Below are 13,364 nucleotides of genomic sequence, written 5' to 3'. Positions count from 1 at the left end.
CAGTATAAGGAAGAACTGATATGACTGGCATTACCCAAAGCAGACAGGTTGCGGCCGCCCCCGACAAGGTCCGCGGCCTCCCGGGCCACGCCACTGTCGGCACGAACGATCTGGATGCCGCCTCGGTATTCTACGACAAGCTTCTGGCCGTGTTCGGGATCGGACGAGTCCTCGTCCAGCCCCACCGAGCCATCTACTACGGTCATCGCACGCTCGAATTCGGTATCATCAAGCCGTTCGATGGCCGCCCTGCCACCGTCGGTAACGGTGGAATGATTGCTTTCGAAGCTCCGTCCCGTTCAAAGGTCGACGAAGCCCATGCAACTGCATTGGCGGCGGGTGGCTCGGACGAAGGGGCTCCTGGTCCGCGTGGCGAGAACGGCACGGGTCCTTACTGCGCCTATTTTCGCGATCCCGAAGGCAACAAGTTTCTTATCTTTCGTTCCGGCGCGGGCGCGGCCTGACGTTTTCGGCATTGAAGCGGGCAGGGCATCTTTTCCTCTCCTCGATATCACGAAAGGACACGGCATCATGGCAATGCTGAACGTTTTGAAACACCGCAACGTATCGCGCCGCTCACTGCTGTCAGGCTTTGCCGCGGCCGGCATAACCGCCGTTCTCCTTCCGCGCACGTCCAACGCCGCTGATGTTGTCGGCGCCGCGTCCGAGGAGGTTCGACCGTTCAAGGTTGAGGTCTCCGAGGCGGCGCTTGCAGACCTCAGGCGGCGTCTTGCCGAGACCCGATGGCCCGACGGCGAAACCGTTATGGATCGTTCGCAGGGCGTCCAGCCCGACAGGCTGAAGGATCTGGTGGGCTACTGGCAATCGGCCTATGACTGGCGGCGGGCAGAGAGCAGGCTGAACAGTTTTCCGCAGTATCTCACCAATATCGATGGACTGGATATCCATTTCATCCATGTCCGTTCCCGTCATGAAAACGCGCTGCCGTTGATCATGACCCATGGCTGGCCAGGTTCGGTCTTCGAGCTGCTTGATGTCATCGGGCCGCTGACGGATCCGACGGCGCATGGCGGCACGGCTGATGATGCCTTCCACCTGGTAATCCCGTCGATTCCAGGATTCGGTTTCTCCGGGAAACCGCCAGCAACAGGTTGGAACCCCCAGCGGATAGCGGCTGCCTGGGACATGCTGATGAAGCGACTGGACTATAACCGATATGTCTCGCAAGGTGGCGACTGGGGCGCGATCATCAGCGACGCCTTGGGTCGCCAGGCGCCCGATGGGCTGCTCGCAATCCACGTCAACAGGGTCGAGCGTGCCACGACCTTCCCAGCGGACGCAGCCCAGGCTCTTAAAGGTGGAGGGCCGGCTCCCGACAGCTTGTCTCAGGACGAGAAGGTCGTCTTCGACGAGGCCCGGGACTTCCTCAACAACGGCTTCGGCTATGCAGCCATCATGAGCACGCGGCCTGAAACGATCGGTTACGGCATTGCGGATTCTCCGGTTGGCCTCGCCGCCTGGCTTTACGACAAGATCGCCGACTGGGTCTATACACGCGGCGATCCCGAACAGGCTCTTGGCAAGGATGCCATCCTCGACAACATCACACTGTACTGGCTGACGAATACCGGCCCCTCGAGTGGCCGGATCTATTGGGAAAACGTCATGTCGGGCGCGAAGCTCACGCCCGTCAAAGTCCCGGTCGCCGTCACGGTGTTTCCCGGAGAGGTCTACAAGCCGCCAAAGCATTGGCTGTCGAAGGCCTATCCGACGCTCATCTATTACAATCGCGCCTCCAAGGGCGGTCACTTCGCTGCCTGGGAGGAGCCAGAACTCTTCAGTCAAGAGATCCGGGACGCGTTCAGAAGCTTGCGGTCTTAATACCGTCTAGCCCTTGGTTCGCAGTCTGCGTCCGCCAGACGGGTTGGTCGATTGACGTTGGTCGTGCAACGCTGCACAAAGTCCGAAGTTTCGACCAACCCAGCAAAGCGACGGTAACGTCGCGGGGACCACGGCTATATGCGCATCAACGACGACCGTCATCCCCTCCGCAGAGTGTCCACATTCCTGACGGTGCTATTTTCAACGCTTCTGCTCGCGAGCGCAAACCCCGTCTCAGCGGCTGAGCCGACCAATTCCTCGGGGCCGATCCGGGTTATTATCGAATTGCCGAATGATGATTCCGGACGAGCGTTGGTCAATCGGATCGTTCCGGGCAATCAGGAACCGGCGCAGCCGGTAGCAGTCTCGCAAGAGGCGGCACCGACGTCGATTGCCACGTCACTACAGGAATTGCGCCAGAGGTTGCTCACACTCGTCGATGCCGTTCCGACGCTTCCCGGGCAGATCCAGTCGGCGATCCGGGTCTTCCAAACGGATGATCGTATCGAGCCTGTCGGCCTGATCTTGGCGGTCATACTCTTCGTCGCAGGCGGGTTCGTTGCGCAGCGCCTTGCCTGGTGGTCGGGGCGAGGGCTGCTCCATTTTGTGCTGAACGCGCCCGCCGACACCGTCCGGCAGCGGATCAAGCTCCACGCCGCCCGGCTATCAATGGGCCTTCTCGCGTTGGTCGGTTACCTGATTGGAAGTCTCGGCGCGTTTATCCTCTTTCCATGGCCTGCCGTGTTTCGCGATATTGCGCTCATCCTGCTATCGGCCGCGCTCATGGTGCGCCTTGGCGTGCTCGTGGGCCGTATTGTCATCGCGCCGGGCGCCCGTCTGCCGCATATGCGGCTTCTGACGCTTATCACCCCGCTTGCCTGGTTCTGGTACTATTGGCTCCTCGGAATCGTCGCAGTACTGGCGGCTGGCTGGGCCACCATTGAAGTGATCGGGACGATCCGAGCTTCACCGATCTTGGTCGACCTCTTTACCGCAGCATGGCTTGGTGTCGTTTCAATCGCTTTGATCGTTATGATCTGGCTGCGGCATTTTCGTTCTGACGGACCGCCCGTGAGCCGGTTGGTCTGTGTCGGCTTCAGCGCGAGCATCCTGCTATCGTGGCTGTTATGGGTGTCCGGTCTCCACGGAGCATTCTGGACGGTGATCATCGCTACGCTTCTGCCGCTTACCGTTTCGGTGGCTCGTGATATCATTCGTCGCATTATACAATCCGGGGAGGGGCAGGCGGTCGAAGATCCGGCCATCGTCGGATGGTCCGTTGTCATCATGCAAACGCTGCGTAACGGCCTCATTGTGGTCGCTGCGCTGCTCATTGCCCGCGCCTGGAATGTCAATCTCAGTGACCTCGCCGCAGCCGAAACGGTGACCACGCGTTTGATCCGCGCCGGAATCCGCATCGTTATCGCGCTGCTGGTGACCGACGTTGTCTGGAAGCTCGCAAGCACGCTGATCGACAGTCAGATGGCGGTAGCGTCGCGAAGCGTGCAGGAAGGGCATCAGGACGGACCCGACGCGCGCCGGCGTCAGCGGTTGAATACTCTCCTTCCAATTCTTCGCAATGTACTGTTCCTGGCGATCGGCGCTGTCGGCTTCCTGATGATCCTGGATGCCGTTGGCATTCAGATCGGACCGTTGCTGGCGGGCGCCGGTGTCGTCGGCATAGCCGTCGGCTTCGGTGCCCAAACACTCGTCAAGGACATCATCTCCGGCGTCTTCTATCTATTCGACGATGCCTTTCGCATCGGCGAATACATTCAGGCGGCGAAATATAAGGGCACGGTCGAAGGTTTCTCACTGCGATCGATCCGCTTGCGCCATCACCGCGGTCCGGTCACCATCGTTCCCTTCGGCGAACTCGGCGCGGTGCAAAACCTCAGCCGCGACTGGGTCATCGACATCATTACGCTCACCCTGAACTATGACAGCGACCTTGAGGAGGTCCGCAAGACCATCAAGCGCATCGGCGTTGAGCTTCTGGAGGATGCTGAACTCGGGCCCAACATCATCGAGCCCTTGAAAATGCAGGGGATCGAGCAGATGGCGGACTACGGCGTGCAGATTCGGCTGAAATTCATGGCGAAACCCGGCGAACAGTTCGGCGTTCGCCGAAAGGCGCTCGCCATGCTCAAGAAGACATTCGCGGAAAAAGGCATCCAGTTTGCAACGCCGACCGTTCATGTTTCCGGCGGTCCCGCCGATGCAGCAGCAACCGCTGCCGCCTCGGAGCTGCAAAGGCCACCAAAGGTCATCTCGACACTTGAGGAATAGCAACGGCGAGCGGACAGGCGAGCTTTCCGTCGGATCCCGTCAAAGCAACACTCTGACCCGGACGTTGTCGCCAAGCGCGCGTCGTCCGAGACACGGGTTTCGAGAGAGTCTGTTGGCTGGGATCAGCTGTTCTATGAGGGCCTGTCCGCAGGTGAACTCGTCGATGGGCTGGATCGTTAAGACGCAAATTCGAGCGGGCCGATTTTAAAAGAGTGGGCCAATGAGATGGATGACGAAGGTATGCCATTGTAATCAAACAGCATCCTTATGTTCCATAATCTATCTTATGCGATCGATGTTTGTAAGGGCTATTTAGTAATGCGACAGTTGGGCCAGTTAGAGATGCGACAGTCTCGCCTCTCGACGCGCTGGTCAACGCCAACGTTGGGAGCAAGGATGACGACCTCCAGTCTGGTCGAGACCATGAGCGGTCGGAGTCGTCATGTCCTTTATGATCACCATGTCGCAGAAAGAGTTGTATCGCCTCGAAGTTATTCAGAAGATCCGTGATCAGCGCCTGAGCGTCGTCCAGGCCGCCGATCTGCTTGGGCTCAGCCGAAGTCAGATCCATCGGCTGCTGCAGGCTTATGACCGGAATGGTCCAGCCGGCCTTGTTTCCAAGAAGCGATCACAACCGAGCAATCGGCGCCACAGCGAGGAGTTTCGCAATGCGGCGCTGGATCTCATCCGCGAACGCTATCTGGATTTCGGTCCGACGCTGGCGCGCGAGAAGCTGATCGAACTGCATCATATTTCGGTCGCCAAGGAGACGCTGCGGCAATGGATGACCGAGGCCGGTATCTGGATCTCGCGGCGTGAGCGCAAGAAGCGGGTTTTCCAGCCGCGCGGCCGGCGCGATTGTTTCGGTGAACTCGTGCAGATCGATGGTTCGGCGCCCCTCACCCGCCCCAACTGATCTGATCTTGAAAGCGGATTATTTCAACGGGGCAAGGTCGCGATACGCGTGGCCCATGCACTGACCTAATCCTGATTGGCAACCACCGGCAAACTGCCTTCGTTGGAAAGACGGGTTTCGGTCTGCCGGGCGGCAGAGACAAGGCGGCGCTTTGCGCGGATCGCGTGCCATTGTTGGTCGATCAGGACGCCGATGAGGATCACGCCACCCATGACGGCGAAATTCAACGACGAAGGGATACCAAGTAGATTCACCAGATTCTGCAACTCCTGGAGGAGGACCGTTCCCAGCACGACGCCGACGATCGACCCCTCGCCGCCTCGGAGCGAAAAGCCGCCGAGTACGGCAGCGGCAATCGCGTAGAGTTCGTAGAACTGGCCATGGCTCGCCGGCGAGATCGAGCGCGTGTACATGGCGAAATAAATCGCCGAAAGCGCCGTCAGCAGCCCGCAGATGACATAGGCCGACATGACCATGCGGCCGGTACGGATACCAGAATAGCGGGCCGCCTCCTCGTTCTTCCCGATCGCGTAAAGATAACGCCCGAAGACAGAGCGATGCAGCATGACCCACATGACCACGGCAATGATGACCAGTGCGATGAAAGTGTTGGGAACGCCGTAAAACCGCCCAGCGGTCAGGAATTCGAGGTCAGGGAAATTTTGGCCGAAGGCAAAACCGGCTGTTCCGTCGGCCGTATAGAAGCGCGCTGCCCCACGATAAATCAGGAGGCCGCAGAGGGTGACGACGAAGGGCTGCAGGTTGAGCCGGGTGATCAGCCAGCCGTGGACGGCGCCTATGACCGCGCCGAGCGCGAGAATGAGCGGCAGCGCCAGCATCCAGGACATATCCTGGACCGCGATGAAATCGACGAAGAGCACGCCGAGAAGCGCGACCAGCGAACCCACGGAAAGCTCGATGCCGCCTGTGATGATGACAAAGGCTTGGCCGATCGACAGGATGCCGAACAGACCGATCAGGTTGGCGGTGTTGGCTAGGTTGATCGGCAGCAGGAAGCGCGGATTGATGATGGCGACGACAATGCCGACGACGACGATCAAAAGCAGCAGTCCGAGATCTTTTTTGATCATTCGAGATCCATCCCCGATACTTATTTGTATTGGCCGCAGCCGCTATTTTACCCTTTTGCCGACAGCAAGCAAAAGGACGCTTTCCTGGCTGATTTCGTCCTCTTCCAATATGCCGGCGATCTGGCCCTCGTGCATGACGGCGATGCGGTCGGAAACGCCGATCACCTCTTCCATATCGCTGGAGATCATCAGGATCGCCACTCCGGCATCGGCAAGCGCTCGCATCAGGCCGTAGATCTCGTTCTTCGCGCCGATATCGATGCCGCGCGTGGGCTCGTCGAAGATCATCACCCTCGGGCTCATCGACAACCATTTGGCAAGCACCACCTTCTGCTGGTTGCCGCCGGACAGAGTGCCGGTTCGCGTCGAAACGGAGGGCGCCTTGATACCGAGGCGAACGCGCTGCTTTTCGGCCGCCGCCCTCTCCCGCTCAGCAGAAAGCATGAAACGGCTGGAGAGCTTGGGGAGATCGGCAAGGCTTATGTTCTGGGCGATCGGAAAATCAAGAAGAATGCCGTTGCGCTTGCGATCCTCCGGTACCAGGAAAATGCCACGAGCGACGGCGTCCCGGGCAGACTTGATCGTAATTTGCCGCCCGTCCTGCAGAATGGCTCCGCCGTAGCTCCGGTCGATGCCGAAGAGTACTTTTGCAAGCTCGGTGCGGCCCGACCCAACGAGACCTGCAAGCCCCATGATTTCTCCATACCGGATTTCCAGATCAACGGGGCGACCGGGATAGGCCTCGGTGCGCACGCCGCTTGCCTTCAGCGCAACCGAGCCGGGCGAGCGCTGCGGTTTTGCGGTCCGGGCCGCAAGCACCCGGCCGATCATCAGCTTGACCATCTGGTCGTGACCGATGTCTTTCTTGGCAAGCGTGCCCACAAGCGTGCCGTCGCGCAGGACTACGACCCGGTCTGCTACGCGCTCAACCTCGTGGAGGCGATGCGAGATGAAAACCACACTGATGCCATCGGCCTTCAGCGATTTGATAATGCTCAGGAGACGCTCGGTTTCGGCCAGCGGCAGGCTGGACGTGGGTTCGTCAAAGATGACGAGCCTAGCGTTGATGGACAGCGCCTTGGCGATTTCCACCATCTGCTGCTCGGCAAGGGAAAGCGATGCCACGGGTGTGTCGGCGGAGAAATGAGCCCCTACCCGCTTCAACAGCGGCTTCACCATGTCTCGCAGCCGATCGCGATCGACGAGCTTGAGAGGTCCGGCCTTCAGCGGCTCGCGGCCCAGGAAGATATTGGCAGCAACGTCAAGATTCTCAAAGAGATTCAGTTCTTGGTGTACGAAGGCGATGCCGGATGCGATGCTCGATTCCACAGTGAGGAAACGAAGCTCTGCGCCGTCGAGCAGAATCGTGCCTCGGTCGGGTGCGATCACGCCGCCGAGAATCTTCATCAACGTCGATTTTCCAGCCCCGTTCTCGCCGACGAGGCCGATGACCTCGCCCGGTATGATGTCGATCGACAGGCCCTCAAGCGCAACGACGCCCGGATAGGTCTTGCCAACGCCGGAAAGCGAAAGGAATGGCGTTGCAAGCGCGTTCGCTGACGGGATGTCGGAGCTGTGGTTCATCGCCTGTCCATGGCTACCAATACTGTCGGCATGACACGTCTTTCGCGGCGGTGGCAAGTGCCCCCGCCGCGAAGGAGGGTTATTTTCCAGACATGGCCTTCAGGCTGGCGGCATATTTGTCAACGTCATCCTTGCCGATGATTACCGTCGGGATGATGATCAAGCCGTTGCTGGGGACGCCGGATTTGTCGCCCTTGAGGTAGGCCGCCATCAGCTTCATGCCTTGATAGGCCCATTCGAACGGCTGTTGCACGACGGTCGCTGCGACCGTGCCTTCCTTAACGCCGCCGAGCGTGATCGGATCGTCATCAAAACCGACGACGGTGATCTGGCCGAGTTTGCCGGCGTCGCGCAGCGCCTCATAGATGCGCGGCGTATTGTAGGAGTAGAAACCGACCATGCAGGTGACGTCGGGGCTGGCCACCAGCGCGTCCTCGACGTTCTTCTTTGCGCGCGTCTGGTCGATATCGTCGCCGCGTACATCTGTCAGCTCGATCTTCGTGCCCTTCAGGCCGTCCTTCATGCCCTGGATGCGTTCCTTGGCATTGTCGGCGCCGAGCAGGCCGACGAAACCGATGCATTTGCCGCCGTCCGGCATCGCTTTCTTGGCGATTTCGGCGGCCTGCATGCCGGCGTCGATATTCGATGAGCCGATATAGGCGACGCGGTTGGTCTGCGGCGCGTCACTATCTGTGGTGAAGAGAGCAGTCTGCGAGCCGATCTTGTTCAAGCCGTCCGTCTGGGTCTTGGGATCGACTGCGGAAACCATGATCCCCTTGACGCCGGCACTGACCAAGTCTTCCATAAGCCGCTGCTGAACGGCGACAGATGCCTGCTCAGGGTACTTCAGCTCCATCTGGTAGTCGGGCATCTCGCCCTGCGCCTTCTTCACGCCCGCCTCTGCAGCTTTCCAGAAGTCGGATGCGCCGTTGACGACGAATGCAAGCGTCGGTTTGTCGGCAGCATGCGATACGGCAATCGGCGCCGCGCTCAACATCAACCCGGCGAAGAACAAGGCTGCATTGCGTTTCAGCTGTTTCATAATACACCTCCCGAGGGGCCGCAGTTCACGGGCCCGTTTCCGATTTACGGCCGGCCGGATGCGCGCCCCCTCCTAGGGCCGTCGCAAAGCGACGAGTGGCATAGGTTCCGATCGCTCCTTGACGGTATACAAGAAATTTAATTAGTAAATAGTATTATCAATGCAGATCAAAACATTTGATCGCGGAGGACTAAGGACGGCAATTTTGTACTGGCAATGGCCAATAACTGCAAGTGTTGCAGCAATTCACGCAATTGCCAGCGCTTTCAGATAGATGCTAATATTAATTATCTAAGACGACGATCAATCCACCCTACCCTATTATCCCGAGAGAGACCGTTTCCACGAATGCGAAAACCCAAGACCCAAAATAAACCTGCGCGCGTGACGATGATGGACATCGCCGCGGCGGCTGGCTGCTCGCAGGCGGCCGTCTCCTTCGTCCTCAATAACACGCCCGGCACCCGTATCTCACAACAGACGCGCGATCGCGTATGGGAGGCGGCGCGCGCGCTCGGCTACATGGAGAAGACCTATGCGACGAAGGCCTCTTATTCGGGACTGGACAACGTCATCGGTTTCGCCGTCGATCAGCTCGCCACCAGCCCGGAAGCGATCGTTGCGATCGAAGGCGCGCGGCAAGCCTCCTGGAACGCCGGCAATGTCCTTCTGGTAACCCAGACGCTCGGTGATCCCGTCATGGAGCCGAAGGCAATCGAGGCGTTGACGAACGGAGGCATATCGGCGCTCATCTATATGACAATCTATACCCGCCAGGTGGAGCTTCCTTCCTATGTCCGCAAGCTCAACATCCCGACGGTCCTGCTGAACTGTTATACGGCAGACCATGCCTTTCCCGCCGTGGTGCCGAGCGAAATCGCGGGAGGGCAGAGCTCCACCCGGCATCTGATCATGCACGGACACCATCGTATCGCGACGATCACCGGCGAAATCTGGATGCAGGCGGCGCAGGACCGGCTGACGGGATATCGCCGCGCGCTGGCGACCGCCGATATACCCTTCGATCCGGAATTGGTCATTGAGGGCGACTGGTCGGCCGGTGCCGGCTATGCCTCCACGATGAAACTGCTTGCTCTGAAAGAGCCGCCCACCGCGATCTTCTGCCAGAACGACCGCACCGCCATCGGGTGCTATGAAGCGCTCAAGGATGCAGGGCTTCGCATTCCCCAGGACATGTCGGTGGTGGGTTATGACGACGAAGAAATTTCACGACATCTCGTACCCCCGCTGACGACCTCGGTCCTTCCACATCTTGCCATGGGGCAATGGGCGATCGAACATCTCAACCCGGAAAGTACACCCGGCAAGCGCTATCCCATTGCGAAGCTCGAATGCTCGCTCGTTAAGCGTCATTCCGTCGCCGCGCCGCGGGCCGAGGCACGGCAGATCCTCGATGGCGCATATACCTCGCCATAGAACTTAGGTTCGCGCCGGGACGGAACGCCGGCGGCTGGCTCGGAAACCGTGACCGGCGACACTGGAAGAGGCGGTCGAAATCGCTTAGCGGCGAATGGAACGGGCAGTGTTTGCCTTGTCGATAGGTTGCGAACGGGTTGCCCCCTGCCGTTGCCTCGTCACTGACCAACAACCGATCTCAAATATTCTCAACCACAGATACAATCTACGCAGAGGCGACGTTGACGACGTGTAGATTTAGAGCTAGCTCTATCGCCCATGAAAATCGCAATGGTTCTCGTAGTGGTGATATCGCGCATGGGCAGGACGGTCTGATCGTCCGGCAATAGCCACCCATGCGCCGAAAACAGGTCCCTGACGGGGCCTTTTTTTATGCCCCGTCGCAGCTATCACCTCACTCACGACGGAACCCAGATATGACCGGCGAGACAGCCAACTCTTCCCTCAACACCCCCTCTGATCGTCGCATGAACGGCGGCGAGATCGTTCTGCAGGCGCTACGCGACAACGATGTCGAACACATCTTCGGCTATCCCGGCGCAGCGGTGCTGCCGATCTATGACGAAATCTTCCAACAGGAGGACATCAGACACTTCCTGGTGCGCCATGAGCAAGGCGCCGGACACGCAGCCGAAGGCTATGCCCGATCGACGGGACGAGTTGGCGTCATGCTGGTGACATCGGGACCAGGCATTACAAATGCGGTCACTGCGCTGCAGGATGCCCTTATGGACTCCGTTCCGCTTGTCTGCCTCGCCGGGCAGGTGCCGACAAGTCTGATCGGCACGGACGCTTTTCAGGAATGCGATACGGTCGGCATCACCCGTCCCTGCACAAAGCACAATTTCCTCGTCAAACACGTCGACGATCTGGCCAAAACGATCCATCTGGCTTTCCGGATCGCGGCGGCCGGTCGACCCGGTCCTGTTCTCGTCGACATGCCGAAGGACGTGCTCTTCGCCAGCGGGACATACGTCTCACCTGACAAGGTATCTCCGTTGCCGAGCTACCAGCCGGCAATGCGAGGCGATCGAAACGCGATCCGAGCGGCGGTCGCATTGATCGCCGAAGCCCGGCGCCCCATCATCTACACCGGCGGCGACGTCATCAATTCGGGGCCGGAGGCGTCGCGATTATTGCGTGAGTTCGTCGACCTCACCGGCTTTCCCTTAACGTCCACCGTCATGGGACTTGGAGCCTATCCCGCCAGCGGGCCGAACTGGCTGCGCGTCGCCGGACGGGACGGATCGCATGAAGCCAATATGGCAATTGGCGAGTGCGATCTGATGGTCGTCATCGGCGCGCGGTTTGACGATCTTGCGATCTCGCGCATCCATGAGTTTTCGCCTCACTCGAAGAAAATCCAGATCGATATCGATGCCTCGTCGATCAACAAACGCGTTCCCGTCGATATCGGCATTCAAGGCGACGCCGCGCATGTGCTGGCGGATATGATCCATGCCTGGCGCTCACTTTCCACCATCCCCGACCAGAAGCGGTTGCGGGCCTGGTGGACGCAGATCGATCACTGGCGAACCCACCATTCGTTTTCCTACGAGCGGCTGGACCATGCAATCATGCCGCAACATGCCCTGGAGCGCCTGCATGCGCTGACAAAGCCGCACGACCCCATCATCGCCACGGAGATCGGTCAGCAGATGCGGGTGGCGCAGTTCTTCGGTTTCGACGGGCCCAATCGCTGGATTACGTCAGGGGGATTGGGGACCATGGGTTTCGGTCTTCCTGCCGCGCTGGGGGCGCAGCTCGCAAATCCCGGCCGCCTTGTCATCGATATTGCCGGCGAAGCATCGGTGCAAACGACGATGAAAGAGCTGTCGACGGCGATACAGCATCAAGCGCCGATCAAGATCTTCATCTTGAGCGATGAGCACCCAAGCATGGCGCGAAAATGGGAAGAAATGCCGGATGGCAATGTTCGATCGCGCGCTTATTCGGCCTCGCTGCCCGATTTCACCAAGCTCGCGGAAGCCTATGGCGCCGTCGGCCTTCGCTGCGAGAGCCCGAGCGAACTCGATGCCAGGATCGAGGAGATGATCGACGTGGACCGGCCGGTGCTCCTTCACTGCCGGGTTGCAAGGCTCGCCGACACCCTTCGGCAGTAACGGCCGGTGATCGAACACCCCAAAAGCAAGCCGTGCGATCCTGCAGGCCGCAGTCATCGTCTATGTTAACCCAGGACATCATGATCGAGGCTGGCGTCTCGATCATGTATCTATGCCGCTCTATGAGATCGATTTTCTTCAGGCCGCAGAGAAGCCGAATTGCGGTCCGAGGAATTCCAGGTACGCGCCGTTCCGACCAAAGATACTATGTCACGACTCTTTGTTTGAAAGAGCGGCCAAGTCCTCTTTAAGCCGCACCGGTAAATCCATCCGCTCGTGAAGAATGCTCATGACGCCAAGATCACCATTCTCAAGCTCACGAAAGAATAGGTAGTGATGCTCATAGCGGCTGAAATAGGCCCGGCGCCTGATGTCAGCGGGAACTGCCAACCGTTGCGGAAGCCGTCGCCAGATCAGGCGATCCTCGCACAAACGCTGCAAATAAACATGCAGCCCGCGAATATATGCATCTGCCTGTTTTTCTCCCCACGTCTCGAAACTGTCACGCCAAATCTTGTCCTGCGCGGCGTCAGCGCGTGGGTAAAACCGATAGGCTACCATGCTCAGCGGCGCTTGTTGCGGCGGATAACGTCTTCAGCGGAAACGACGACAAACTCGCTGTCGTCGGCACGCATCGCGGGTGCAAGTTCCTTTTGCAGGGCATCCCATGCCTCGTCGCGCGTTTGCAAATCGCGTCGGATCAGTGCGCGAATGTACTCGCTCGCATTCTCATAGAGGCCGTCGTCACCGATCTGCTGCTGAATGTGATCTTGCAGCACGCCGCTGACCTTCACATGAATGCTGCCCGATGCCATCGACCTACCCTTTCGTTACTCTATCGTGGGACAGCGTAGCATATATTGTCAATATTCATCACAAGGAATTTAATCGTGACATGGTTTCTCGAGCTCACTCGGCGACCTGGCTGTCTTAAGATCTTCTGACCAGGATCATCATAGCCGTTCCGCCGCTTGTGTTTAGTGCTTGCGGGCCTGTGGCAGCAGGTTCATGCTTGTCCCCTGTCTGAGGCCCGCTGGTTT

The 13,364-nt window shown here is 59.1% G+C and carries 10 protein-coding genes and 1 pseudogene; 6 read left to right on the top strand and 5 right to left on the bottom strand.

Annotated elements, in window-relative coordinates; all coding sequences use genetic code 11:
- Positions 1 to 20 precede the first annotated feature (20 nt).
- The 4 genes and pseudogenes from G9X68_RS11580 to G9X68_RS11565 all read left to right on the top strand — a co-directional run.
- A complete protein-coding gene (locus tag G9X68_RS11580; RefSeq protein ID WP_171602480.1) occupies positions 21 to 464 on the top strand; it encodes a VOC family protein in 444 nt (147 codons plus the stop codon).
- Between the two features lie 67 nt (positions 465 to 531).
- On the top strand, positions 532 to 1,842 hold the full coding sequence (locus tag G9X68_RS11575; RefSeq protein WP_171602479.1) for an epoxide hydrolase family protein: 1,311 nt from the start codon (positions 532 to 534) through the stop codon (positions 1,840 to 1,842).
- Positions 1,843 to 1,980: 138 nt separating this feature from the next.
- Positions 1,981 to 4,131, top strand: coding sequence for a mechanosensitive ion channel domain-containing protein (locus G9X68_RS11570; protein ID WP_171602478.1), 2,151 nt, complete (start codon positions 1,981 to 1,983; stop codon positions 4,129 to 4,131).
- Positions 4,132 to 4,573: 442 nt separating this feature from the next.
- Positions 4,574 to 5,023: pseudogene (locus tag G9X68_RS11565) on the top strand (helix-turn-helix domain-containing protein); the annotation flags it as partial.
- Positions 5,024 to 5,112: 89 nt separating this feature from the next.
- Here the strand turns inward: G9X68_RS11565 and G9X68_RS11560 are convergent.
- From G9X68_RS11560 to G9X68_RS11550, 3 genes are all read right to left on the bottom strand, one after another.
- Complete coding sequence (locus tag G9X68_RS11560; protein ID WP_171602477.1) at positions 5,113 to 6,138, bottom strand: ABC transporter permease; 1,026 nt, start codon at positions 6,136 to 6,138, stop codon at positions 5,113 to 5,115.
- Positions 6,139 to 6,180: 42 nt separating this feature from the next.
- Positions 6,181 to 7,722: a sugar ABC transporter ATP-binding protein gene (locus G9X68_RS11555; protein ID WP_171602476.1), complete on the bottom strand. Its 1,542-nt coding sequence runs from the start codon at positions 7,720 to 7,722 to the stop codon at positions 6,181 to 6,183.
- 79 nt (positions 7,723 to 7,801) lie between these two features.
- Positions 7,802 to 8,764: a sugar-binding protein gene (locus G9X68_RS11550; protein ID WP_027665802.1), complete on the bottom strand. Its 963-nt coding sequence runs from the start codon at positions 8,762 to 8,764 to the stop codon at positions 7,802 to 7,804.
- A gap of 348 nt (positions 8,765 to 9,112) precedes the next feature.
- On the opposite strand from G9X68_RS11550, the gene G9X68_RS11545 reads away from it, so the two are divergent.
- Together G9X68_RS11545 and ilvB are read left to right on the top strand one after the other, a co-directional pair.
- Complete coding sequence (locus G9X68_RS11545) at positions 9,113 to 10,201, top strand: LacI family DNA-binding transcriptional regulator (RefSeq protein WP_171602475.1); 1,089 nt, start codon at positions 9,113 to 9,115, stop codon at positions 10,199 to 10,201.
- Positions 10,202 to 10,617: 416 nt separating this feature from the next.
- On the top strand, positions 10,618 to 12,324 hold the full coding sequence (gene ilvB, locus G9X68_RS11540) for a biosynthetic-type acetolactate synthase large subunit (protein ID WP_171602474.1): 1,707 nt from the start codon (positions 10,618 to 10,620) through the stop codon (positions 12,322 to 12,324).
- A gap of 210 nt (positions 12,325 to 12,534) precedes the next feature.
- On the opposite strand, the gene G9X68_RS11535 is transcribed toward ilvB, so the two are convergent.
- Entirely contained in the window at positions 12,535 to 12,885 is a 351-nt protein-coding gene (locus G9X68_RS11535; RefSeq protein WP_171602473.1) for a type II toxin-antitoxin system RelE/ParE family toxin, read from the bottom strand.
- 2 nt (positions 12,886 to 12,887) lie between these two features.
- Positions 12,888 to 13,139, bottom strand: coding sequence for a ribbon-helix-helix domain-containing protein (locus G9X68_RS11530; RefSeq protein WP_129420972.1), 252 nt, complete (start codon positions 13,137 to 13,139; stop codon positions 12,888 to 12,890).
- Positions 13,140 to 13,364: the final 225 nt, after the last annotated feature.

The organism is Rhizobium changzhiense (genome assembly GCF_013087625.1).
Classification (GTDB): domain Bacteria; phylum Pseudomonadota; class Alphaproteobacteria; order Rhizobiales; family Rhizobiaceae; genus Rhizobium; species Rhizobium sophorae.
Note: the sequence above shows the minus strand (reverse complement) of the source record. Positions and strands in the feature narration are given on the sequence as shown.

What these genes read in the sequence shown, in the direction of transcription:
- G9X68_RS11580 (WP_171602480.1), top strand. Translation starts at nt 21, where the DNA reads ATGACTGGCATTACCCAAAGCAGACAGGTTGCGGCCGCCCCCGACAAG.
- G9X68_RS11575 (WP_171602479.1), top strand. Translation starts at nt 532, where the DNA reads ATGGCAATGCTGAACGTTTTGAAACACCGCAACGTATCGCGCCGCTCA.
- G9X68_RS11570 (WP_171602478.1), top strand. Translation starts at nt 1,981, where the DNA reads ATGCGCATCAACGACGACCGTCATCCCCTCCGCAGAGTGTCCACATTC.
- G9X68_RS11560 (WP_171602477.1), bottom strand. Translation starts at nt 6,138, where the DNA reads ATGATCAAAAAAGATCTCGGACTGCTGCTTTTGATCGTCGTCGTCGGC.
- G9X68_RS11555 (WP_171602476.1), bottom strand. Translation starts at nt 7,722, where the DNA reads ATGAACCACAGCTCCGACATCCCGTCAGCGAACGCGCTTGCAACGCCA.
- G9X68_RS11550 (WP_027665802.1), bottom strand. Translation starts at nt 8,764, where the DNA reads ATGAAACAGCTGAAACGCAATGCAGCCTTGTTCTTCGCCGGGTTGATG.
- G9X68_RS11545 (WP_171602475.1), top strand. Translation starts at nt 9,113, where the DNA reads ATGCGAAAACCCAAGACCCAAAATAAACCTGCGCGCGTGACGATGATG.
- ilvB (WP_171602474.1), top strand. Translation starts at nt 10,618, where the DNA reads ATGACCGGCGAGACAGCCAACTCTTCCCTCAACACCCCCTCTGATCGT.
- G9X68_RS11535 (WP_171602473.1), bottom strand. Translation starts at nt 12,885, where the DNA reads ATGGTAGCCTATCGGTTTTACCCACGCGCTGACGCCGCGCAGGACAAG.
- G9X68_RS11530 (WP_129420972.1), bottom strand. Translation starts at nt 13,139, where the DNA reads ATGGCATCGGGCAGCATTCATGTGAAGGTCAGCGGCGTGCTGCAAGAT.